Source organism: Nocardiopsis alborubida, from assembly GCF_012396365.1.
Lineage (GTDB): Bacteria > Actinomycetota > Actinomycetes > Streptosporangiales > Streptosporangiaceae > Nocardiopsis > Nocardiopsis alborubida.
In genome coordinates this window covers 44,755-65,325 of record NZ_JAAXPG010000028.1, presented here as the reverse complement: position 1 = coordinate 65,325, position 20,571 = coordinate 44,755, and the positions used below count along the sequence as shown (strand labels likewise).

23 protein-coding genes and 1 CRISPR repeat array are annotated in these 20,571 nt (G+C 68.9%); of the genes, 16 read left to right on the top strand and 7 right to left on the bottom strand.

Annotated elements, in window-relative coordinates; translation table 11 throughout:
- Nucleotides 1-414 precede the first annotated feature (414 nt).
- From HGB44_RS24835 to HGB44_RS24825, 3 genes are all read left to right on the top strand, one after another.
- Nucleotides 415-816, top strand: coding sequence for a peptidase inhibitor family I36 protein (locus tag HGB44_RS24835; RefSeq protein WP_013152350.1), 402 nt, complete (start codon nucleotides 415-417; stop codon nucleotides 814-816).
- Between the two features lie 74 nt (nucleotides 817-890).
- Nucleotides 891-1,754: a hypothetical protein gene (locus HGB44_RS24830; RefSeq protein WP_061081852.1), complete on the top strand. Its 864-nt coding sequence runs from the start codon at nucleotides 891-893 to the stop codon at nucleotides 1,752-1,754.
- Between the two features lie 333 nt (nucleotides 1,755-2,087).
- Nucleotides 2,088-2,204: a helix-turn-helix domain-containing protein gene (locus HGB44_RS24825; protein WP_210752120.1), complete on the top strand. Its 117-nt coding sequence runs from the start codon at nucleotides 2,088-2,090 to the stop codon at nucleotides 2,202-2,204.
- Nucleotides 2,205-2,511: 307 nt separating this feature from the next.
- Here the strand turns inward: HGB44_RS24825 and HGB44_RS24820 are convergent, their stop codons facing one another.
- Nucleotides 2,512-3,321, bottom strand: coding sequence for an SDR family oxidoreductase (locus HGB44_RS24820; protein ID WP_231972528.1), 810 nt, complete (start codon nucleotides 3,319-3,321; stop codon nucleotides 2,512-2,514).
- Nucleotides 3,322-3,335: 14 nt separating this feature from the next.
- Here HGB44_RS24820 and HGB44_RS24815 point away from each other — a divergent pair, with 14 nt between their 5' ends.
- The 4 genes from HGB44_RS24815 to HGB44_RS24800 all read left to right on the top strand — a co-directional run bounded on the left by HGB44_RS24815 (nucleotide 3,336) and on the right by HGB44_RS24800 (nucleotide 8,989).
- A complete protein-coding gene (locus tag HGB44_RS24815) occupies nucleotides 3,336-3,764 on the top strand; it encodes a MarR family transcriptional regulator (RefSeq protein ID WP_061081853.1) in 429 nt (142 codons plus the stop codon).
- 305 nt (nucleotides 3,765-4,069) lie between these two features.
- A complete protein-coding gene (locus tag HGB44_RS24810; protein WP_061081854.1) occupies nucleotides 4,070-4,927 on the top strand; it encodes a hypothetical protein in 858 nt (285 codons plus the stop codon).
- Nucleotides 4,928-5,295: 368 nt separating this feature from the next.
- Nucleotides 5,296-7,137 (top strand): serine/threonine-protein kinase, encoded by a 1,842-nt coding sequence (locus HGB44_RS24805; protein ID WP_061081855.1) that lies wholly within the window; start codon nucleotides 5,296-5,298, stop codon nucleotides 7,135-7,137.
- 223 nt (nucleotides 7,138-7,360) lie between these two features.
- On the top strand, nucleotides 7,361-8,989 hold the full coding sequence (locus HGB44_RS24800; protein WP_082768482.1) for a serine/threonine-protein kinase: 1,629 nt from the start codon (nucleotides 7,361-7,363) through the stop codon (nucleotides 8,987-8,989).
- A 195-nt stretch (nucleotides 8,990-9,184) separates the two neighbouring features.
- Here the strand turns inward: HGB44_RS24800 and HGB44_RS24795 are convergent, their stop codons facing one another.
- Together HGB44_RS24795 and HGB44_RS24790 are read right to left on the bottom strand one after the other, a co-directional pair.
- A complete protein-coding gene (locus HGB44_RS24795; RefSeq protein ID WP_082768481.1) occupies nucleotides 9,185-9,394 on the bottom strand; it encodes a hypothetical protein in 210 nt (69 codons plus the stop codon).
- 223 nt (nucleotides 9,395-9,617) lie between these two features.
- Entirely contained in the window at nucleotides 9,618-10,121 is a 504-nt protein-coding gene (locus HGB44_RS24790; RefSeq protein ID WP_061081857.1) for a hypothetical protein, read from the bottom strand.
- Nucleotides 10,122-10,556: 435 nt separating this feature from the next.
- On the opposite strand from HGB44_RS24790, the gene HGB44_RS32550 reads away from it, so the two are divergent.
- From HGB44_RS32550 to HGB44_RS24775, 4 genes are all read left to right on the top strand, one after another.
- Nucleotides 10,557-10,685 carry a hypothetical protein gene (locus HGB44_RS32550; RefSeq protein ID WP_267909127.1) on the top strand — a complete coding sequence of 43 codons (129 nt, stop codon included), beginning with the start codon at nucleotides 10,557-10,559 and terminating at the stop codon, nucleotides 10,683-10,685.
- A 295-nt stretch (nucleotides 10,686-10,980) separates the two neighbouring features.
- On the top strand, nucleotides 10,981-11,343 hold the full coding sequence (locus HGB44_RS24785) for a PadR family transcriptional regulator (protein ID WP_210752119.1): 363 nt from the start codon (nucleotides 10,981-10,983) through the stop codon (nucleotides 11,341-11,343).
- A complete protein-coding gene (locus HGB44_RS24780) occupies nucleotides 11,340-12,371 on the top strand; it encodes a permease prefix domain 1-containing protein (protein ID WP_061081859.1) in 1,032 nt (343 codons plus the stop codon). The genes HGB44_RS24785 and HGB44_RS24780 overlap by 4 nt, the downstream gene beginning before the upstream one ends.
- Before the next feature lie 335 nt (nucleotides 12,372-12,706).
- Nucleotides 12,707-13,609, top strand: coding sequence for a MerR family transcriptional regulator (locus HGB44_RS24775; protein WP_061081860.1), 903 nt, complete (start codon nucleotides 12,707-12,709; stop codon nucleotides 13,607-13,609).
- Nucleotides 13,610-13,638: 29 nt separating this feature from the next.
- A CRISPR array of direct repeats spans nucleotides 13,639-14,460; the repeat unit is 29 nt; unit sequence GGGACCATCCCCGCGTGCGCGGGGAGCAC.
- 597 nt (nucleotides 14,461-15,057) lie between these two features.
- Here HGB44_RS24775 and HGB44_RS24770 read toward each other — a convergent pair.
- Nucleotides 15,058-15,621, bottom strand: a complete 564-nt coding sequence (locus HGB44_RS24770) for an ATP-binding protein (protein WP_061080056.1) — start codon at nucleotides 15,619-15,621, stop codon at nucleotides 15,058-15,060.
- 226 nt (nucleotides 15,622-15,847) lie between these two features.
- Between HGB44_RS24770 and HGB44_RS24765 the strand changes: the two genes are divergently transcribed.
- Complete coding sequence (locus HGB44_RS24765) at nucleotides 15,848-16,708, top strand: helix-turn-helix domain-containing protein (protein ID WP_013152341.1); 861 nt, start codon at nucleotides 15,848-15,850, stop codon at nucleotides 16,706-16,708.
- A gap of 3 nt (nucleotides 16,709-16,711) precedes the next feature.
- A complete protein-coding gene (locus HGB44_RS24760; RefSeq protein ID WP_061080057.1) occupies nucleotides 16,712-16,960 on the top strand; it encodes a DUF397 domain-containing protein in 249 nt (82 codons plus the stop codon).
- Nucleotides 16,961-17,023: 63 nt separating this feature from the next.
- Here the strand turns inward: HGB44_RS24760 and HGB44_RS24755 are convergent, their stop codons facing one another.
- The 3 genes from HGB44_RS24755 to HGB44_RS24745 are packed head-to-tail and all read right to left on the bottom strand — an operon-like array spanning nucleotide 17,024 to nucleotide 18,628.
- Nucleotides 17,024-17,896, bottom strand: coding sequence for a Scr1 family TA system antitoxin-like transcriptional regulator (locus tag HGB44_RS24755; RefSeq protein WP_082768300.1), 873 nt, complete (start codon nucleotides 17,894-17,896; stop codon nucleotides 17,024-17,026).
- A complete protein-coding gene (locus HGB44_RS24750; RefSeq protein WP_061080059.1) occupies nucleotides 17,893-18,441 on the bottom strand; it encodes a DUF6879 family protein in 549 nt (182 codons plus the stop codon). The genes HGB44_RS24755 and HGB44_RS24750 overlap by 4 nt, the downstream gene beginning before the upstream one ends.
- Nucleotides 18,425-18,628, bottom strand: coding sequence for a hypothetical protein (locus tag HGB44_RS24745; RefSeq protein WP_061080060.1), 204 nt, complete (start codon nucleotides 18,626-18,628; stop codon nucleotides 18,425-18,427). Before HGB44_RS24745 ends, HGB44_RS24750 begins: the two co-directional genes overlap by 17 nt.
- Nucleotides 18,629-18,778: 150 nt before the next feature.
- Here HGB44_RS24745 and HGB44_RS24740 point away from each other — a divergent pair, with 150 nt between their 5' ends.
- From HGB44_RS24740 to HGB44_RS24730, 3 genes are all read left to right on the top strand, one after another.
- Nucleotides 18,779-18,916 carry a hypothetical protein gene (locus HGB44_RS24740; RefSeq protein WP_013152336.1) on the top strand — a complete coding sequence of 46 codons (138 nt, stop codon included), beginning with the start codon at nucleotides 18,779-18,781 and terminating at the stop codon, nucleotides 18,914-18,916.
- Nucleotides 18,916-20,064, top strand: coding sequence for a methyltransferase domain-containing protein (locus tag HGB44_RS24735; protein ID WP_061080061.1), 1,149 nt, complete (start codon nucleotides 18,916-18,918; stop codon nucleotides 20,062-20,064). Before HGB44_RS24740 ends, HGB44_RS24735 begins: the two co-directional genes overlap by 1 nt.
- A gap of 220 nt (nucleotides 20,065-20,284) precedes the next feature.
- The gene (locus tag HGB44_RS24730) at nucleotides 20,285-20,518 is read left to right on the top strand and encodes a hypothetical protein (RefSeq protein WP_168444131.1); all 234 of its coding nucleotides are present in this window, start codon (nucleotides 20,285-20,287) and stop codon (nucleotides 20,516-20,518) included.
- Nucleotides 20,519-20,571 lie beyond the last annotated feature (53 nt).

The window sequence follows — 20,571 nt, the reverse complement described above, 5'->3', positions numbered from 1 at the left end:
CGCGCGACTGCGCGGGCCTGGGGTCGTGCTGGTCGTCCCGCGCGACGAAGGGGCCAGGGCTCGGAGGCGGTCCCACAGTGGCCACGCGGCACGGTCGAGGGCGCCCGGCGCGTGCCTTGTCCCGATCGTGTCCGGTCAGCCCAGGGGCGTCCGGCGGCGATGATCCGCCGCGCTACTCCCCCCACCCACCCCCGCTGCACCGCCACACCCGGAATTCACACCCTCCCAAAAGACGCCAAAATAACCGAATTCGACTGTGAGTTTAGGCGAAGAAACTTGCGACGGCCTGATGCGGCCATGCCACCTCCTTTCGCGCCCGCGCCTCGTTGGTTATATTCGATGAAGGAAGAAATTCCATGAGCGAGAATTCATGGATGGCTCCCTCTGGCCACTGATGCCCAAAAGGAGAACCCCTTGTCCAGCAAGAGGCGTATGTTCGCCATCGTCGGCGCACTCGGCTCCATCACCCTGGCCGGCGTGCTCGGCACGGCCTCGACGGCCTCGGCCGCGAGCATCCCCGCCGTCGAGGCGCAGGCCACCTACATCTACCTCTACGAACACGACGACTACGCGGGCGGGTCCTTCCGGACCTCCGGACACGTCTACAACCTGCAGGGCCGCTGCTGGAGCGGCTCGGGTTGCCGCGACGTCAACGACAACGCCAGCTCCATGAAGAACCGGAAGCCCAACGACGCGTCCTTCTACGCACACGCGAATGGCGAGGGCCCGTCCTACTACGCCCAGGCGAATTCGGTCGACAGCGACCTGACCAACAACGGTTTCGACAACCGGATCAGCTCGATCCGTATCTGGTGAGCCCTCGGGCCGGGGAGATTGGGCGCAGCGGTGCACGGCCTCCCCGGCTTCGGCCCTGGGAAGTGGAGCAACCGATGAACAGACGGCGCCTTCCGGGCGCCGCGGCGGCACTGGGTCTGGTCCTCGGCCTGGCCGCCTGCGGTGCCCGCGGCGACGACGGGAACGGTTTCCTTGCCGAGGAGGAGCAGGCCCGAACCCTGTCGCTCCCCTTCGACGAGCACACGCTCTCCCCCTTCGAGATGCGCACGCTGCGCTACGCCGAGGACCTGCTCGTGCGCGAGTGCATGAGGGAGAACGGCATGGACTGGCAGGTCGTCCCCGCGCCCGAGGAGGAGGGGATCGACTCCGCGCACCGGCGTCGCTACGGCGTGATCGAGACGGGCGTGGCCGAACTGTACGGCTACCAGGCGCCGCCCGCATCCGAGCACGAGGAGAGGGTGGAGCGGGTGCGGGAGGAGCGTCAGAGCCTCCCGGTCACCGAGTACCGGGCGGCCCACGGGGACGAGAGCAGGACCGGATGCCTGCGCCAGGCGCAGCAGGAGATGTCGGCGGAGGTCCCCGCCACGGACGACAGCCTGCTGAACTCCTACATCAGCACGGGCTTCGACACCTCGTTGCGCGACCCCGCCGTGGTGGACGCGTTCGCCGCCTGGAGCGCGTGCATGGCGGACCGGGGCTTTGCCTACTCCACTCCCACCGAGGCGTCGCAGGACCCGCGCTGGCAGGACAACGTCGCCTCGGCGGAGGAGACCGCGGTGGCGAGCGCGGACGTGGCGTGCAAGGAGACGGCCTCGGTGGTCCGGGTTTGGCACGGCGCGGAGGCGGCGGCGCAGAACGATCTGATCGAGGAGCACGCCGGGGATTTCGCGCTGTTCGCCCAGGCGAAGAAGGTCAGGATGGATCGGGCGCGGGCGCTGGTCGAGCGGTTGGCGCCCTGACCCCTGGTGTCTGCGAGGCGGGGGTCGGAGAACATCGGAGCGGGGTCCGACGCGAAGGAACCGCACCTGTTCACCGGTCGGTGGTGAGCGACTCCAGGGCACGGGCACTCGGCTTCCCCGTCCTCAAGGGCTCGTCGGTACCGGGTTTCGGCTTCCTCCACTCGGTCCGACTCCTTCCGTGGCTTCGCGAGGTTGGACATCGGGAAGGGGCTTCTCTCGACCGGCCTGTCTGCCTTGCCTGTTGCCGCTGCCCGTCCAATCACCTCGCGTGCCGCCGAGCACGAGCGGCTGAAACCGAGGGCCTACGGCCACAAGACTGGGTACCGGCTGCGGATGCGCGCGCAGACCGTCCTGCAGGCCGCACGCGGACGCTCCAACACGCGCATCGCCCGGGAGACCGGCCTGCGCCTGGACACGGTCCGGTGCTGGCGCGACCGGTTCGCCGAGTGAGGGGGCCTTTCCGCTGCCTCGCTTCGAGTGCCGGGGGCGGGTCGAATGGGCAGCCCGTTGCCCTGGGCATCGGCTGTTCAGGGGCCGACGCGGTCGCTTCGGTCGGGCTTCCGGCCAGGGGGGTCGGACATGTCTCTCCTTGATGGTGGGGAGTACTCCAGCGGGCGGGTCGGTGAGTCGGAGCGCGGGAACGTGCTGCTGCGCCGTCAGGCCGCACAGGCCACGACTTCCACGGTTCAGCGACTCTGTGCCTGACCGGCGAAGACACCGTCATCAGGCATGCAAGGGCAACAGCTGCCAGGGCACCTCAGAAGAGGCCACCGCTTGCGTGGATGGTCTGGCCGTTGATCCATGCGCCTTCGTCCGAGACCAGGAACGCGACCACCGATGCGATGTCGGCCGGCTCGCCCAGGCGGCCGAGGGGCGTCTGGCTACGGATGGACGCGGCCACGTCAGCCGGCATCTGAGCTTGCAGGGCATCGGTGCGGGTAGCGCCGGGCAGCACGCTGTTCACCGTGATTCCGCGCGGTCCGAGCTCGTGTGCCGCCGTCCGGGCCAGTTGCTCAGCTGCCGCTTTACTCGCGGCGTAGAGGCCCGCGCCGGGATGCGCCACGACGGTCGAGCCGCTGGAGATCACGACGACCCGCCCACCGTGGCGCATGTGGAGTGCGGTCTCCTTCAGGGCTCTGAAGACGGGCCGGGTGTTGATGGCGAGGTGCAGCTCCAAGTCCTCGTCCGTGGCATCCGCCAAGGATGTGGGGCGCGCCATCCCCGTGTTGCTGACGAGGACATCCAGCCCGCCGTACTCCGCAACGGCCGCCTTGAACAGAGAGCTCAGTTGCGTCGCGTCGCGCACATCGGCTCGCACTGCGGTGGCCCGTCCGCCCGCACGCTCGACGGCGGCCACGGCATCTTTCGCCGCGACCGCGTCCGAGTGGTAGTTGACGATCACCCGCGCTCCATCCGCCCCCAACCGTTCGGCGACAGCGCGCCCGATCCCCCGGGACGCTCCCGTCACGACTGCGACCTTGCTGTTCATGTGTATGCCTGAGTCTCTCGAAAGGTGATGATGTAGATAGGTGAGATACTCCCCTAAATTGTCGATGAGGTCAATCATCTAGACTCTCTCTCATGACCTCGCATGCCCTTGCTGCCGCCGTAACCACGCTGCACCGCGAGGCCGCCGCCCTCTACGCGCTCCTCGGACGCGAGTTCGGCCTGACCGCTCAGCAGGCCCAGCTGCTGTGCGTCCTGACTTCCGATCGGCCGTCCTTCAGTGAACTGGCCACCACTCTCGGCTGCGACAGGACCAATGTCACCGGCATGATCGACCGGCTGGAGAGGCGAGGGCTGTTGGCGAGAGAGCGCGACAGCGAGGACCGCAGGGTGAATCGCGTAACGGCCACCCAGGAGGGCGAACAGCTGATTGTGCGCCTACGGGAGCGCTTCGCCGAATCGGTCGCCGACCGGTTCAGCCGTCTCACACCCGAGGAACATGACCGCCTCGCCGCCCTGGCAACCGCACTCACCCCCGCAACAGCACCGAACTCGAAACACTGATGGCCCTGGTCGGCGAACCGGCCGCGCCAGCACCGGACCATGTCCAGGCGCAGGCCGCTCTCCCGGGCGATGCGCGCGTTGGAGCGTCCGCGTGCGGCCTGCAGGACGATCTGCGCGCGCATCCGCAGCCGGTACGCCTACCGCTGACAAGGCGACGACCCGCTGAGGTTTGACCACCGGGTTCGTGGTCGGACCCTGGTGTGGGCCGGGAACGCCTCCACCCACCCGGAACCCGCCTGAACGTCCCAGCACCGGAGCTGGAATCCTGTCACCGGCAGCTACGTAGAACTGACAAAATGTCAGCCATGCCACTTCCCTCTCCCCCGCCACACGAGCCCGCCCGGAACGATCCCTCCGCACAGGCGGACCAGGCTCCTCAGCCCGTCCCCGGCACCCCGTTTCCGTACCCCCAGACCCCCGGCGCGCAGGCCCCCGTGCACCCCCAGGACCCGTACCCGCAAGCTCCGTATCCTCAGGCTCCGTACCCTCAGGCCCAGTTCCAGTACCCGCAGGTCCCGCCTCCACCCGTCATCGACGGGAAGGAACTGCGCCCCCGCGCACGCTGGTACTGGATCGGCGGGCTCACCATCCCGATCGGCGCGCTGGCCTCCTTCCTCGTCTTCCTCGGTCTTCTCCTCTCCGCGACCGCGGAGCCCGAGTTCATCGCCGAGTTCGAGGGCGGCAGCAGTGCCGCCTTCCAGGTAGAGGAGGGGCAGGAGGGCCACTGGGGGCTGTACGTCGAGGGCGACGCCAACCGTTTCGCCTGCGAACTCGACACGCCCGCGGGCCCCGGGTCCGGGAACGACAACCTGGACACGGCGCCGCACTCCTACAGCGGCACGGCCTACGACAGCTGGCGGCTCACCGCCGAGCTGTCCACGCCCGAACCCGGTGAGTACGTCCTTCGCTGCGACGACATCCACTCGGGTACCTACGGGATCGGCACGCTCGAACAGACCGCGTCCTCCGAGGCCAAGCTCGTTACCGGCACCCTGGTCCTGGTCGTCCTCGGCCCGTTGAGCTTCATCGCCGGGGTGGTCGTCCTCATCGTCACCGGGGTCCGGCGCGCCTCGCACCGCACCCGGCTGGTCCGGGAGCGGATGCAGACCTTCGGCGCGCCGCAGCCCGCCGGCCCCGGCCCGCAGCCGGGTCCGATCTCCTAGCCCGGAGCTCGACCCGAACCGCCGCGAAGACCCCGAACAGGCCCGTCCGCGAAGACGCCGCGGGGCTCCGTGTGGGCCCCGCCCGGTGGTGACGCCTCCGGCAGCGCACAGCGCTGACCACCCGGGCCGTTCCTGCGACAGCCGCACACGCACAGCGCCCCCGAAGGGCATGGGTGCCCTTCGGGGGCGCTGTGCGTCCGGCCCGCGTGCCCCAGGCCGCGGGCGCCGCTGGCGGCCGGTGAGGCGGCCGGTGAGGCGGCCGGTGAGGCGGCCCGGCCCGCCGTCGACGTGACCGGTTATGGTCAGAACCGACCGCATGTGTCCCCCCACCTGCGATCCTGAACCCCCCTGCGGCACTCGGAGCGCACGTGACCTCTCCTGAACCGCCCTCCCGCCCCTCCCGGTCTTCCCAGACCTTCCAACCCCTACGGCCCCGCGACCCCGGATCCGTCGGCCGGTACCGGACCGTGGGCCGCCTCGGCGCGGGCGGCATGGGCACCGTCTACGCCGGCCGGGACCCCTCCGGCGGCCTGGTGGCGATCAAGCTCGTCCACGGTGACCTCTCCGCCGACCCCGACTTCCGTGCCCGGTTCCGCCGCGAGGCCGACCTCGTCCGGCGCGTGTCCAGCCCCTGCGTGCCGCGCTTCCTGGACAGCGACACCGACGCCGCCCAACCCTGGCTGGCCACCGAGTACGTCGCCGGGCCCACCCTGCGCCAGCACGTGCGCGAACACGGCCCGCTGACCGGCACCAACCTGCGGGCCTTCGCCACGGGGGTGAGCGAGGCGCTGCGGGCGATCCACACGGCCGGGATCGTGCACCGCGACCTCAAACCCGGCAACGTGGTACTCGCGGCGGACGGCCCCAAGGTCCTCGACTTCGGCATCGCCCGCGCCCTCGCGGAGACCGCCATCACCCGCACCGGAGGGCTGTTCGGCACCCCCGGCTGGGTGGCCCCGGAGCTGCTGCGCGGCGGCCAGCCGAGCCCGGCGGCCGACGTGTTCGCCTGGGGCGCCCTGGTCGCCTTCGCCGCCACCGGAAGAAACCCGTTCGGCACCGGTTCCGCCGAGACCGTGGCCGTGCGGGTACTGGACGGCCGACCGGACCTGGCCGGGGTCCCCGATGACCTGTTGCCGCTGGTCACCGCCGCCACCGGGGGCGACCCCGCACGGCGGCCGACCGTGGAGCAGGCGCTGTCCGAGCTGCTCGGGGCGCGGCTCACGGGAACCGTCGGCGCGAGTCCGGCCGAAGAGGCGACCGCCCTGGTCACCCGGGTGCTCCGGGACGGCTGGGAGGCACCGCCGCCGCCCACCACGACCACCCCGCCCCGCTCCCTCGACCCGTCTCCGGGAACAGGTCAGCCCTCGGACCGGTCGGCCGCGCGGGAGCCGGGGAAGCGCCGCTGGACGCTGGTCGCGGCGGCGGCCGCCGCCGTGCTGCTGGTGGCCGGAGGCGGCTGGTTCGTGGGCGTCCGGTTCGGCCCGGATGGCACCGGCTCGGGCGGCACCGGCCCGGGTGCTGACAGAACCGATGCCGCCGGGGGAACGGAAGGGTCCGGCAGCGGGAGCGGCGAGAACGGGGACGGCCCCGGAGAGGGTTCGGACGAGGTCTCGAACGCTGGCGCCGGCGGCGAGATCGCGGTGGAGATCTCCGGGAACGGCCTGTTCACCGTGCACGCGGACGGCTCCGGAGGGCTCGGGATCACCCCCGGTTTCGACGGGGCCAGCCCCGCTCTGCCCGCAGATGTCGAACGCGCCGAGTACGCGGTGGCGACCGTCCGGGTGGAGACCGTCTACTCCGACACCGCCGCCCAGACCGGGATCATGGTGTTCGGCGAGGTCGAGTACGTGGCGGACGCCGGTGAGTTCACGCTGCGATCGGGCGACATCACCCTCCTTGAGGTCGGCGAGGGGCTGGACCCGCTCCCCAGGGATCCCACCGCCGACGGACGGCCCGCCCACGTCGCGGTTCCCGACGAGGTGCTGGCCACCGTCAGCCGGGAGACGCCCGGCGCGGAGTTCGAGGTGCGTTTCCCGGAGGCGCCCGAGAGCGGGCTGCTCGCCTACCTGCCCGCCCCCACGGCGCTCGGCGGGAACGCGGACACCGCGCGCGGCGCCTACGCGTGTTACATGAACTGGCACCCGTACCCGCCGGTCGACATGACCGACGAGGAGTTCGTGCCCTGCCCGGAGGAGCGCCCGAGTGAGTGAGCACCGCGGCCACGGACCGGGGCCCGGCTCGGGTTCCGGCGACGGACCGCACCCACGCGCCGGGAGACCCACCAGCTCGGGTCCGGCGCCGGGTTCGGGCCCGCGCCCGGAAACAGGACGGGCACCGGGAACGGAGCCGGAGACGGCACCCGGTTCGACACCGGGTTCGGGACCGGGCTCCCGCTCCGGGCCGGGGCCGGGAACGCGTCCCGGGTTCGCTCCGCTGCGTCCGGACGATCCCGAGACCCTGGGCGGGTTCCGCATCGTCGGCAGGGTCGGCACCGGCGGCATGGGCACCGTGTACGCGGGGTTGCGGCTGCGTCCCGGCGGACGCGCACGAAGCGGCTACGCGGCGCTCAAGGTCATCCGGGAGGAACTCACCGAGGATCCGGACTTCCGCGCCCGGTTCACCCGCGAGATCCGCCTCCTCAGCCGGGTCCGCAGCCGGTCGGTCCCGGAGTTCCTGGGCTCCGGCCAGGACGCGCACGGGCCGTGGCTGGTCACCGAGTTCGTGCCCGGGTTGTCGTTGTCCGCGCACGTCAGAGAGCACGGACCACTCCCGCCCAACCTTCTCCTCGGGCTGGCCGCCGGGGTCGCCGAGGCACTGAACGCCGTGCACACGGCCGGGATCGTGCACCGCGACCTCAAACCCGGCAACGTCATGCTCGCCCCCGAGGGCCCCAAGGTGCTGGACTTCGGTATCGCCCGCGCCGTCGACGAAACCGCGCTGACCCGCACCGGCGGTCTGGTGGGCACCCCCGGATGGATCGCCCCGGAGGTACTGCGCGGAGCACCGGCCGCGCCACCCGCCGACCTGTTCGCCTGGGGCGCTCTGGTGGCCTACGCCGCCACCGGCCGCGCGCCCTTCGGTTCGGGTTCCACGGACTCCCTCCCCTCCCAGATGCTCGACCAGCCGCCGGACCTGGCCGGAGTGCCCGGACCACTGCTGCCGCTGGTGACCGCCTCGTTGGACCCTGACCCGCGCCAGCGCCCCACGGCGGCCCAGGCCGCCCGCGCATTGGTCGCCCTGGGCCAGGGACAGGGGCGGGAACAGGGGCAGGGGTCGGGGCGGCAGAAGCAGGACGTTCCGCTGGACGGGTCAGGGCTGTCGAACGCGGTGGGGGCCCTCCTGGACCGGGAGTGGCGGGGTGTGCGTGCCGTGCGGCCGCCCGCTCCGCCTCGCCGGGTGCCCAAGGCCCTGGTGGTGGCCAGCGCCGCCGTCCTGCTGCTGGGCACGGTGGGCGGTGGGTTCCTGGCGGCCCAGGTGCTCTCGCCAGACGGCGGTGAGAGCGAGGGAACCGGTGAGGGTACAGCCGCGGAGGGGACCGAAGAGGGTTCAGGGGCGGGAGGGCCGCAGGAGGTAAGGGGTTCGGGAGAGGAAGGTACGGAGGGACCCGACACGGAATGGGTGATGCCGGAACCGACGCCCTTCGGCACCAACGCCGAATGGCTGGCGGAGGTGATCACCTCGCCGAACGGCATGCCGACCTTCCAGGCCACCCCTGACTCGTACGAGACGCTCTTCCACCTCTCCGTGAGCTCCGTGGAGGAGGTCCCCGAGGGGGTGCGCTTCACCGTGCTCGTCGGGAACCTGGTCGAGGGCCACAGCGTCTCCGTGCCTGAGCTGTTCACGGTTCCCACTCCTGAGGGCCCGATCGAGCCGGAGGAGGCCCCCGGACCGGCCTCGGTCGGCGACAGGCTCGTCCTCACCTTCCCGGGTGCTCCCGAACGGGGCCCGCTCACCTTCGGAGACCCCGACTTCGTGCCGGGTGTCTCCGGGATACCGCCGGTCAGCCAGTGCTACGACGCCGCAGCCGGAAGCGCGTCCGTGGATTACGAGTCCTGTCCCTGAAGGCCTTGGGAGGGCATCAGCCGTGCTCCCAGGGCCCATCCCCGCGTGCGCGGGGGGCACCCCTCCACATCGCTAACGCAAGCTACAGGTCGTCGTAAAACCCGCCTCGGGGAGCGACCTTGAGTACCAGGACGACATCGAGATTCTTGATGCCCTTGCGTGCCGTGTGGGTGTACTGAAGCTCGTACCTGCGGCTCAATCGTCGTTTCCCCACACCTCGTCATGAGTGAAGACCTGTTCCCGGCCTGCTCTGACGTCTGCCAAGATCTGGGCGGCTTCGGCGTCCTCGTGCTCTTCGAGAAGTCGTTCGTAGTGTTCGACCCATCTTGCAGGAACGAGCACGTATCCGCTGAGGTCGTGACCGACTCCGGGGCCGCTTCCAGATTCCGTGGGCATCGCGCTCATGACGTTCTCTCCCCGTCTGGTCTTGGACCATCCCCGCGTGCGCAGGGAGCCCTGTCGATCATGCTGTGGCCTCCGCGCAGTGGCGGGACCATCCCCGCGCGCGGGGAGCACCGGAGTGGGGCCAAGCCCGCCTCCTGGCCCGACGCGGGCACGTTCCTGCGCCAGGTGTTCACCGCCCGGCTGGCCCCGGCGGGCATCCCGGTCCTGGTGCTCCGGGGTTTCGTCAGCCAGTCCCATCCGGACCTTGTACGAGCCCTGGGTCAACCGACAGGCGGTCGGCCTGGTCAACGCGCTTGACACGGAAGGCGTCCAAGACTGCGTCGGCGATCAGCGCAGGCATCTCACCGACCGGGCGGCGCACCCCGAGTTGCGCCTCGATCTCATCCGCGATCACATCGGCGAGTTCACGGGCGACCGCGCGCTTGTCCATCGCGCCATCTTCCTCTGTGCCGGGTGGGTAGGGGGCCCGAAAGGAGCTGAGGTCGATGGCGGCGCGAGCGCGGTTCATTACGGCGTCGTAGCCGTGAGCGTCAAGTCCTGGAAGCATGAGCGGCGCGAGCGCGTGCTGTATGTCGGACAGCACCTTCTGCTCGACCGGTCTCTCCGATTCGATCGAGGTCAGGTCGTACGCGAACTCCGCAAAGGCGATCAGTTCGTGTAGAACCGTCGCCTCGGCCTGCGACATGCACAGGGTCACGGACCCATCGGGGGCGTCGGTTGCACGCATCGCATCGCTCCTACCTCCGCAGGTCAGTGTGTTCCGTCCTGTCCATCATCGGGCGATTCTCTCAGCTGCTACTGACGAGCCGTCCCCCCGTCCCGCGTGCGGGTAGGAGCAACAGGTCACGGCCATCGGTTGCGGCCGGTGAGAGGCAGGAGGGACTACCGCCAAAACCTGTAGCGATCCTCGGCCCCGTACCAGCCGTCACCGTGGTCGACCACTTCACCGCTGAGACCGGCCGGGCCGTCATCGCGGAGGACTACGCGGCCTACGTCGCCGAATACGGTCAGCCCGCGTAGTCACTCGTCGTCGGGCTGACAGAGAACCCGATGGGTCGGCGCCGTCAGAACGGCCAGTGGCGTTAGCGGGCTGGCACGGCGCGGCTTACCGCCACTGGCCGCTCGGTTGCTGCTCAAGCCCCGACGCCGGGCCGGACAGCCGATGGACACCCGCACGCTCGCCGGCCGGATGCGCGAGAACGGGCTCCCGACCTTCCGCGGCCGCACCGCCGCCATCCGCCAGCTCGTTCTCCAGGCCCCGTCACCGGTCATCGCTCGGATGCTCGGCTAGCACCCCGAACACACCACCGCGCTGGCCGCCGAGGCGGGAAGCCCGTGGTCCCGCTACGCCCCTGACGACCACGCAGAGTGACTACATGCGGCGGGCAGAGGCGAATACCGACTACTCGATCACCGGCCTCCACCAGAATCGCCCCCCGTCACCGCGTCCGGATCCTTGCCAGCGCGGGTACCGCTCGGCGGACCCCTGGGGGTGGCGGGAGGCGATCCCGACGCACCGGCAGCCCGGTCGAGGGCTTGCCGTACTACGGCAGACATAGTACGTTTGAGGCACTAAAGAGCCAAGGATGAACAGGAGCGTTCTCATGATCAGCGCCGACGCCATCCGCGGCTACGTCGACCTCATGGTGCTCTCCCTGCTGCGCCACGGCCCGTCCTACGCCTACAAGCTCGCGCAGCGCATCACCGCGATCAGTGGCGGCGACTACGCCATCAAGCAGACCACCCTCTACTCGGCGGTGAAGCGGCTCGAATCCAGCGGCCACGTCAGTTCATCCGCCGACATCGCGCCCTCCGGCAAAGCGCGCACCTACTACCGCATCACAGATATGGGCCTCGCCCACCTCGACGCCAAGATCGAGGAGTGGCACAGCACGAAGTCCGTCGTCGACAGATTCCTCGACATAGCCAACGAAGGAGACGCCCCGTGAACGTCGTCACCTCCTATCTGGACACGATGTTCAGCGCCTATCCGCAGACTCCGCGCCTGCTCGAAGCCAAGGCCGAGCTGCAGGGCATGATGGAAGACGCCTACACGACCCTCGTCGCCGAGGGCCACACCGAGAACGAGGCGGTCGGTCGCGTCATCCGCGACTTCGGCAGCCTCGAAGAGATCGCGCCGGTCCTCGGTATCACCTCCGACATCGCCCCGGCACCGGCCGCCGCTTCCGCGTCCGCCGCCGCTGACGCCGGAACGGCCCCCGCGCCCCCTCGGTACCCGCCCGTGACCCTCTCGGAAGCCCAGGACTACGCCGACGCACAGCGCCGTACCCGCTTCCATGCCAGCACAGCGGTCATGCTCTTCGTACTCTCACCCGCAGCATTGATCGCGTTTCCGGTCGCCGCGGAGTCCGGCGTACTCGCCCTTGGCAACGCCACCGGGATGTTCATCGGAATCCTGGCGCTGCTCGTACTGGTCGCTGTCGGGGTGATGCTGCTGGTCACCGCCTCGCGCGAGACGGCACCCCACAGACGCATCACGGAGGACCACTTCTCCGTCAACCCCGAAGTCACCCGCTGGGCCGAGGCGCTGGCCGGACGGAACAACCGCGGGCGCACCCGCGCCCTGCGGGTCGCGATCGCACTCTGGATCCTGGCCCCCCTGCCACTCATCGCCGTCGCGCTCTTCACGGACAGCTCACCCCAGGGCGACGCCTGGACCGTCATCGGCATCGTGGTCGTACTCGCCATCGTCGCGGCCGGACTCGGGATACTGCTGCCCCAGACCTGGGCGCACGCCGTCGCCGGGCAACTCACCCGCGGCAGCGGCGGAGAGCGCAGCGTCGTCGGCGTGATCGCGGTGTTCTACTGGCCGCTCCTCGCCGCGATCTACCTCGCCTGGAGCCTCATCGGCAACGCCTGGGACGACTCATGGGTCGTGTGGCCCATCGGGGCGGTGCTCTTCGCCGGGATCGCAGCGGGCAGCCATGCGATCGCGAGCTATCGCAGGGCACGCTGACCCACCCCTGGCGCACGACCGGCTGTGCGGGGAACGCCTGGACATGCTTCGTCTCCCCGGTCGGCACGGCCGTCGCACAGAGCGGAGTGCTCACCCGAGAACGCGGGGACCACTCACCGGAACACACCGATTCGACGACGGCAGGAAGGTCAGCGGAATGGCACAGCCCCTTGAGCGGATCCAGGACGCAGGAAACGACGGCCCTGCGGTCATGACGGGGGAAGGGCGCGTTTCCTGGCATCGGCGCGGGGCGGTGTGCATGGGGTTGCACCTTCCGTAGCGGAATGTGGTCTGGTGGACCCACGTCCCGGTCCCTTGAGGAAAGGTCCCCGCTCGTGTACTCGTCCTTCATTCCACCCCGCCAGGTCAAGATCGGTGACGCGGCGGCCTTCGCCGGCACCACGCCACGGGCGATCCGCCACTACCACGAGATCGGGCTGCTCCCCGAGCCTGAGCGGGGCAGTGACGGCCGCCGCCGCTACGGGTACGAGGACATGATCCGCCTGCTGTGGGTCCTCAGGATGGCCGACGCCGGGATCGCCCTGAACGACATCCGTGACGCCTTCACCACCGGCACGGCTTCCACCGGCGCCGGCAGCGGAGACGGTATCTCGGGCATCCTGGAGCGGTTGGAGGAAACCCTCGCCGAGCAGGAGGCGGAACTGGGGCGGCAACGGACCGCCGTGCAGCGGATGCGCACCGAAGGCAGCCGGATGGGCCTGCTCTCCGACTTCGTCACCGACCGTCTCAAGGACCTGCCCGAGGGCTCCCTGCGGCAGGCGGACCTGGACACTCTGCTGGTCACTGAGCGGATCTTCGGCCCGCTCGGCGCGGCAGTCCAGGCCACCCGCTTCATCGCCCTGGCCACGCATCCCACTCTGCGGGAGGGCTCCGACCGCATCGATGACGCCGAGGAGGCACTCGACGACAGTGTCGCCGTCGATGATCCACGGGTGGCTCACGTGGCCGCCGAGCGGCACGCCTTCGAAAGCGCCCTGCAGGCCGTCATCGAGGAGTCCGGCCTGGATAAGGACGACGATGCCCTCTTCGACGCCTGGGACATTCTGCACCCCCCTCCCACCGATGACGAGGGCAACTTCATCCCCGCCAAGCGGGAGGCAGGCTCCATGAGCATGGTCAAAGCCATCAGCAAGATGCCCTACGACTTCTCCCCGGCCCGCCAACGCTGCATGGAACTGTCCATAGAACTGTCCGTCCAGGACTCACCCGCTACCTGAAACACGGCTTAGAAGCGAACCTAGAGGCCGGAACCATCCCCGCGTGCGCGGGGAGCACCACCACATTCAGAAGCGCAGCACCTTTGTCCGGGGACCATCCCCGCGTGCGCGGGGAGCACGTGGCACGCACCGTGGCCAAGCGGGGTCGCCCGGGACCATCCCCGCGTGCGCGGGGAGCACTCGGTGGTGACGTTCTGGGGGGTGTACTCGGAGGGACCATCCCCGCGTGCGCGGGGAGCACCTGGTCTGCCACGAGTGCGGGGCTGAGCGGGCGGGACCATCCCCGCGTGCGCGGGGAGCACATGGTCTGCCACGAGTGCGGGGCTGAGCGGGCGGGACCATCCCCGCGTGCGCGGGGAGCACATGGTCTGCCACGAGTGCGGGGCTGAGCGGGCGGGACCATCCCCGCGTGCGCGGGGAGCACATGGACACCTGTCGGGCCAGCTGACGCATGGGGGGACCATCCCCGCGTGCGCGGGGAGCACGAGCAGGCCGGCGTCGCCCTGTTCGGCACGCAAGGACCATCCCCGCGTGCGCGGGGAGCACTGATGACCCGGCAACCGGTGTCTCCGGCGGCGGGGACCATCCCCGCGTGCGCGGGGAGCACCCAACCGAACTTCGGAAGAGGGTTCGGACGAAGGGACCATCCCCGCGTGCGCGGGGAGCACATCACCGCGTCCAACTTCCCGTACGGGATGTCGGGACCATCCCCGCGTGCGCGGGGAGCACATCCAAGCTTGGATCCCGGGTATGTGTCGCTGCGGACCATCCCCGCGTGCGCGGGGAGCACCGGATCATCGACGGCCGTCCGGCCAGCTACTCGGGACCATCCCCGCGTGCGCGGGGAGCACAGTCAACGACCTGCGAACTTACCAGTGGCAAGCAGCCGTTTTTCCAACTTCTTCAGAAGCAGACAAAACGGACGACGCACTCAGCCCTGGGAAGACCATGTCCGCAGAATACCGGCAGGAGCGCATCACGCCCCTGCCGGTAACCCCTCAGTTCACGGAAACCGGCTCCGCGAGGAGCAACAGCACCTCGGATTCGGAAACCTCAGTCAGTCCGACAGGCGAGGCCACCCAGTAGGACAGAGTCTGCTCACCGAACCAGATGAGCAGGTGCGGGTGATGCCGCTGGAGAACTGCGGCCCGGGCGTGCTCGCGAGTGAACTCAGAGCGGTGGCCGCCCAGGCGGGGCAGGCGCGCGGCCCGACGCCGACGGCACGAAGGGTGCTCGCAGGCCGGGCAGAAGGGGCCGACCAGCGGGCGACGACGAGGCAGCGGCGGAAGCGGTCGGTGCAGCAGGTCGCTGGAAGGCCGGGGCACAGGGATAGGATGCGTCACTGATCCTGCTTTCTGAACATGTGGAAGTGTGTGGATTTTGGGATCTGAGGGCCCGGAAAGCGTTGGCGCGCTTTCTGGGCCCGTTTCGCGCCTGAGGCGCGATGCCTACTGCTGGGTGTTCCAGAGGCTGCCGGTCAGGTCGTAGGCCAGGAAGAACCAGACCTGGCGGTAGTCGCAGATGCCGTTGTCGCCCCAGGAGGAGGCGAAGGCGTCAATCATGGCCAGACCGCGCCCGGACTCAGCAGCCAGGTCCAGCCCCTTGGGGTTGGGTACCAGGTGGCAGCACTGGCCGAGAACGGCCTTCCTACCGTCGCGCGAGCCCTGATCGCGGCAGGTCAGGCGCAGACCGGCGCGGGTGCGCTGGCAGGTGAGGGTGTAGACCCCGAAAGGCTGCCCGGAACGCGAGTGGCGCAGGGCGTTGTTGGCCAGCTCGCTACCCAAAAGGGTGAACAGGTAGCGGTAGTCGCGGTCGCGTTCGGCGGCACAGGTGTCCAGGAACGCGCGCACCAGCGGCATGAACTGGGTCGAGCCGCCGAAGTCGTAGCGGCGCATCTTGTAGTGGGCGCGGTCGGAGCGGCCGGTGAAGTAGTGGCGGCACCGGGGCGGAACCAGCTCGGCAAGAGGCACAGTCACCTCGGGCAGGGCGGGCATGGGTGCGGTTGCGGGCATGACGAACAGACTCCTTGCACGTGTGGAGCAACAACAGTGGTCGGCGTGCCCGCAGGTGTGAGACCTTCGCGTTTCCCCAGATGAGGGATGGGGCACGGCGTAGCCTGATCGACAACACTCTCTGTGAGATGACGATCACTGCATACGGATCCATAGTGGATCGCGCATCCACCAGTGTCAACCCAAAAAAGTGGTATCCACAAAAAATCTCAGCTAGGCTTCCCGCATGCCAACTCCATACAGCCCCAGCATCCGACGGCGTCGTCTCTCGTCCGAACTCCGTCGGCTTCGCACTGAAGCAGGCTTCACGCTGGCCGAAGCCGCCAAGCAGGCTGGCCTGGGCCGATCGAACCTCGGCAAGATGGAACAGGCTGAGTCCAGAACCGTCCCCACAGCGGCCCTGGACAAGCTGTTGGACCTCTACAACGTGCACGAAACGCAGACGCGAGAGGCCATGCACGCACTCGCCCAAGACGCCAAGCAACGTGGCTGGTGGTCGAAGTACAAGGGGCTCTTCGACGACGACCGTGCGCTTCCTGACTTCGAAGCGGAGGCCTCCACCATCCGGACCTTCGAGGCTCTGTGCATCCCGGGTCTACTACAGACACCCGAGTACGCTCATGCGCTGTTCGAGGGTGGGCGGTACACCTCTCTGCCCGCGATCGAACGGAGAGTCGCCTTCCGGATGGCTCGAAGGGAAATCCTGACCCGAGTACGACCTGCGCATTTCCGTGCCGTACTCGATGAGGCAGCCCTGCGACGGGTCATCGGCGGACCGGATGTCATGCATGCGCAACTCATGCACCTGTTGCACATGGCAGAGATGCCACACGTCGACGTGCAGGTCATTCCGTTCCAAGATGGCTCCCACGCAGGCCTCACGGCCCCATTCGCAATCCTGGACTTCCCAGATCCACGAGACAGTTCCATCGTCTACGTTGGGACGATCGCCGGCTCTGTCTTCTTCGAGCAGGAAGACGAAGTAGAGCGCTATAACGTGACCTACGGGGACCTACAGGGGTCCGCGTTGAGCACCAAACAGTCTGCCGCTCTCATCAAAACGGCAGCGGACTCACTGAGAGAGTGACCATTGACTTACCTGAAGTTCCGGAAGAGCAGCTGCAGCGGTGTCAACGGTGACTGTGTGGAAGTGGCCCACATCCCCACAGACTTCCGGAAGAGCAGCTACAGCGGCCACGACCAGAACTGTGTGGAGGTCGCCGACCTGCCCTGCGGCGCGGCCGTCCGGGACTCCAAGAACCCGACCAAGGGCCACCTCCCCTTCCCGGCCACCGAGTGGGACGCCTTCCTCACCATCGCCCGCACCGGACACCCGTAGCCCTCACAGCACCGCTTCTCATCCTCGGCGCCCCGTCCAGACCACCCAGGCCGGGGCGCCGAATCATCTGCGGGCCAGGCTGCGGTACTCCCCCGCGATGCGTTCCAGGTGCCCGACCGCCTCTTCCCCGAAGCAGGCCAGTTTCTCCAACTCCCCGAACAGCTCCACGTACGTCGCGATGTCGGCGGCGCCGGTGAGAGTGGCCGTGGCCGTCTCGGTCGCCACCACAACAGCGTCCTCGTCGTAGATGTCAAAAGCATGGCCTGGGAAAACATGGACCGGGGTCGTCCAGGGGACAAGGCCGACCACGGCGTTCCCTCCCCTGGCTGCGATCGCGGCGATCTCCTCGATCTGGTCCACCATGATCGAAGCCGAACCCACCTGCCAACGCAGAGCACCTTCGGGCATGATCAGTTCGTAGCGGGTCGTGCCTTCGGTCAGAGCCCTGTGCCGTTCCTGTCTGGCCTCAACGGACGCCGCGGCTTCCTCCTCGGACACCTTGTCTCGGGGGTCGTCGAAGACGCAGCGTGCGTACTCCCGGGTTTGCAATGCCCCAAGGACGAGGGCTGGCTCGAACGACCGGACCAGGGAAGCAGCAGCCTCCATCCGCGTGGCCCGGCGTTGGAACTGCGAGACGCCCCGGGCCATGATCACCCGGCTGGAAGCCTCCTCACGCAGGGCCTCGGCCTGGGCGAGCAGTTCCGCACGCTTATCAGCAGGAAGCTCGTACACCCGACACAGCGCCGCCACGTCGTCCACCGAGGGCAGCAACAGTCCGCGTTCGATCTTGGAGATCTTCGACTGGGACATGCCCGCCGCCCGGCCTGCCCGAACGCCGCTGATAGCAGCACGGGCCCGGCCTTCGCGCAGCGCACGGGCGAGTCGGTCGCGGCCTTCGGCACCGCGACCGACAGGACTGTTCTGCGGAACCGTCATACAGGCCGGTTCGCTCTCCATTCCTCGGGATGACGCGCCCACCACCGCTCGAAGGGTTCGGCGGCGGCCAGAGCGGCGTCCCTGGCCTTCTGGTATCGGTCCAGGCTACCGACGAGTTCGGCCCCGATGAATTCGCCCGCCTCGCCGTAGTGCATGCGCAGAGGGTACGTGTCGTCGATCAGCCAGAAGTCGTGGTCCACCACCTCCGCCGGAAGCTCACACTCGGCAAGGTCCAGGACGTGGATCTCCTCACCCGCCTCGGCATTGAGCACGTAACCCCACTCGCACTCGTACCGGAGGTAGTCGTTCAGGGGAGTCCTGAGGACCCGGACGCGGTACTCGCGGATACCGGCTTCCCTCTCCGCCCGCAGTACTTCCAGCCAGGCGTTCTTGCGTTCCCAGTCGGGGTCGGCCTCACCCGCCTTGAACCGGGCGAAATCGTCCCCGTCGGAATCGACTTCGTAGTGGTCCAGGGCCTCAAGGCGGAAGGCCGATGTGGTCAGGTGTTCGTCGAAGAACGCCTCCAGCTCAGTCTCCGTGAACACGCGCGGCCTCCTTCAGCAGAGACAGGGGGATCTCCACGGCGCTCTCCCCCTCGGGGAGGGTGATCTGGGCGAGGTCGCCAGCCGCGAGGGTGTAACCCTGCACGACGACCGTCCCGCGGTCGCTGGCGTAGACAGTGGGGCAGGTACGCCGGTTGTTGCACTCACCAGCGATCCGGGTCAGCTTCATGTGCTTCCTCCAGGGGGTCGAAGTGATTCCATCATGACAGGAATAATTCATACTGTCACCCCCTTGTCACGCCACGCTTATTCCAGTACCAATGGAATAGATGCTGTTGGCGCCATCGCCAGAGCACTCCCCGCCCCGAGGAGCGAACCCATGCGATCCACCGACCTCCATGCCAAGCACGAGGACAACTCCACTCATGACGGGCACAAACCCGACCGGCCCGTGCCACCGCCGACGCCCAACGACGGCGGGTCCGGCGGCGGCAAACACGAACGGGACGGCAAGTAGTGCTCCCCCAGCACGAGAAGCTGGTCGCCCGCCTCACCCAGGCGGGCGGCCTGGACCAACGCTGGCACGGTGCCTTCGCGGCGGTGGAGCGCCACCGGTTCCTGCCCGGCCGCATCACCGCTCCCGACGGCACCACCGTGGACCGGGACGGTGACCACGACGGCGATCGGGAACGGTGGCTCGAACTGGCCTATGACGACATCCCGGTCATCACGCAGGTGGACGACGGCACCGGGGAGGGATCCGGGTACCCGACCAGCTCCGCCTCGCAACCCTCGATCGTCGCCGACATGCTTCACCGGCTGGACGTGTTCCCGGGGATGCGCGTGTTGGAGGTCGGAACCGGCACGGGGTACAACGCGGGACTGCTCTCCCACCGGTTGGGCGGTGAGAACGTCACCACCGTCGAGATCGACGCCGACCTCGCCGAACAAGCCCGTGTACGACTGCTCGACGCGGGTTTCGCGGCACACGTCGTCACCGGCGACGGCACACGGGGATGGCCGAAGCGAGCACCCTATGACCGGGTGCTCAGCACCGCGGCGGTCCAGCGGGTGCCCTATGCCTGGGTCGCCCAGAGCAGGCCCGGCGGGCGGATCCTCACCCCCTGGGGAACCGCCTTCCACAACGGGGCCCTGGCTGAGCTGCGGGTGGGGCCGGACGGCTCCGCACGGGGTCACTTCGCAGGGGACGTGGCGTTCATGTGGGTGCGCGACCAGCGAATACCCAGGCGTGTCGTCGAGACCCACGTCCGCCCCGAGGAGCAGGAGTTCACGCTCAGCCGCACCGGACTACACCCCTACGAGCCGATCAGCGACTTCAGCGCGAGCTTCGCCATCGGGTTGCACATGCCCACCGTTCTGAACCGGGTCGAGTACACCGACGAGGAACAGCGTTTCACGGTCCACCTGGTGGATCCGGGCACCGGCTCCTGGGCGTCCTGGCACGTCGACCCCGACCGCGGGGAGACCGGTTACGAGGTCCACCAGCACGGGCCTCGACGCCTGTTCTCCGAACTGGAGGCCGCCTACACGTGGTGGCAGGAGGAGGGGCGGCCCGAGCACACGCGGTTCGGACTCACCGTTTCAGCAGAACGGCAGAGCGTATGGCTGGACCACGAGGGGCGTCCCGTTCTCACCGCACCCTGACTGGTTCTCTTCGTGCCCAGCGGCAACGTTTGTCGATGAGTTTGGGCGACACCCCTGCTCATCGCCCTAACGTGTCGATGAGTTCCAGCGACACCAGGCCCTGCGGTGGGAGCGTCGATGTGCCGCCCGCTGTGAAGGGGGCCCGAGGCCGTCGCAGTCCAAGACCGGGCTGTACGCAACCATCCGACGCGACGTGCGAACGGGCATGACCGTCCGCGGCGTGATGCGCAAGCACGGCGTCTCCACCACCGTCACCAAAGCGCTCGCCTCGGCCCGACCCGAGCCAGGAAAGAAGCTGCCTCCGCGCCCGTCCCGGCTCGACGCCTGCAAACCGCTGATCGATGCGATGCCGCGCGCTGTCCTGGACGCCCCCCGCAAACAGCGCCACACCTGCACAAGGGTCTTCGGCCCAGTGCCAGCGCCGCCCGATTGGAACCACAGGAATGGCACGTGATCTGCGCCACGAACTGGGGTGCTCGGCTTGAGTATGCCGCAGCGGCACGGATT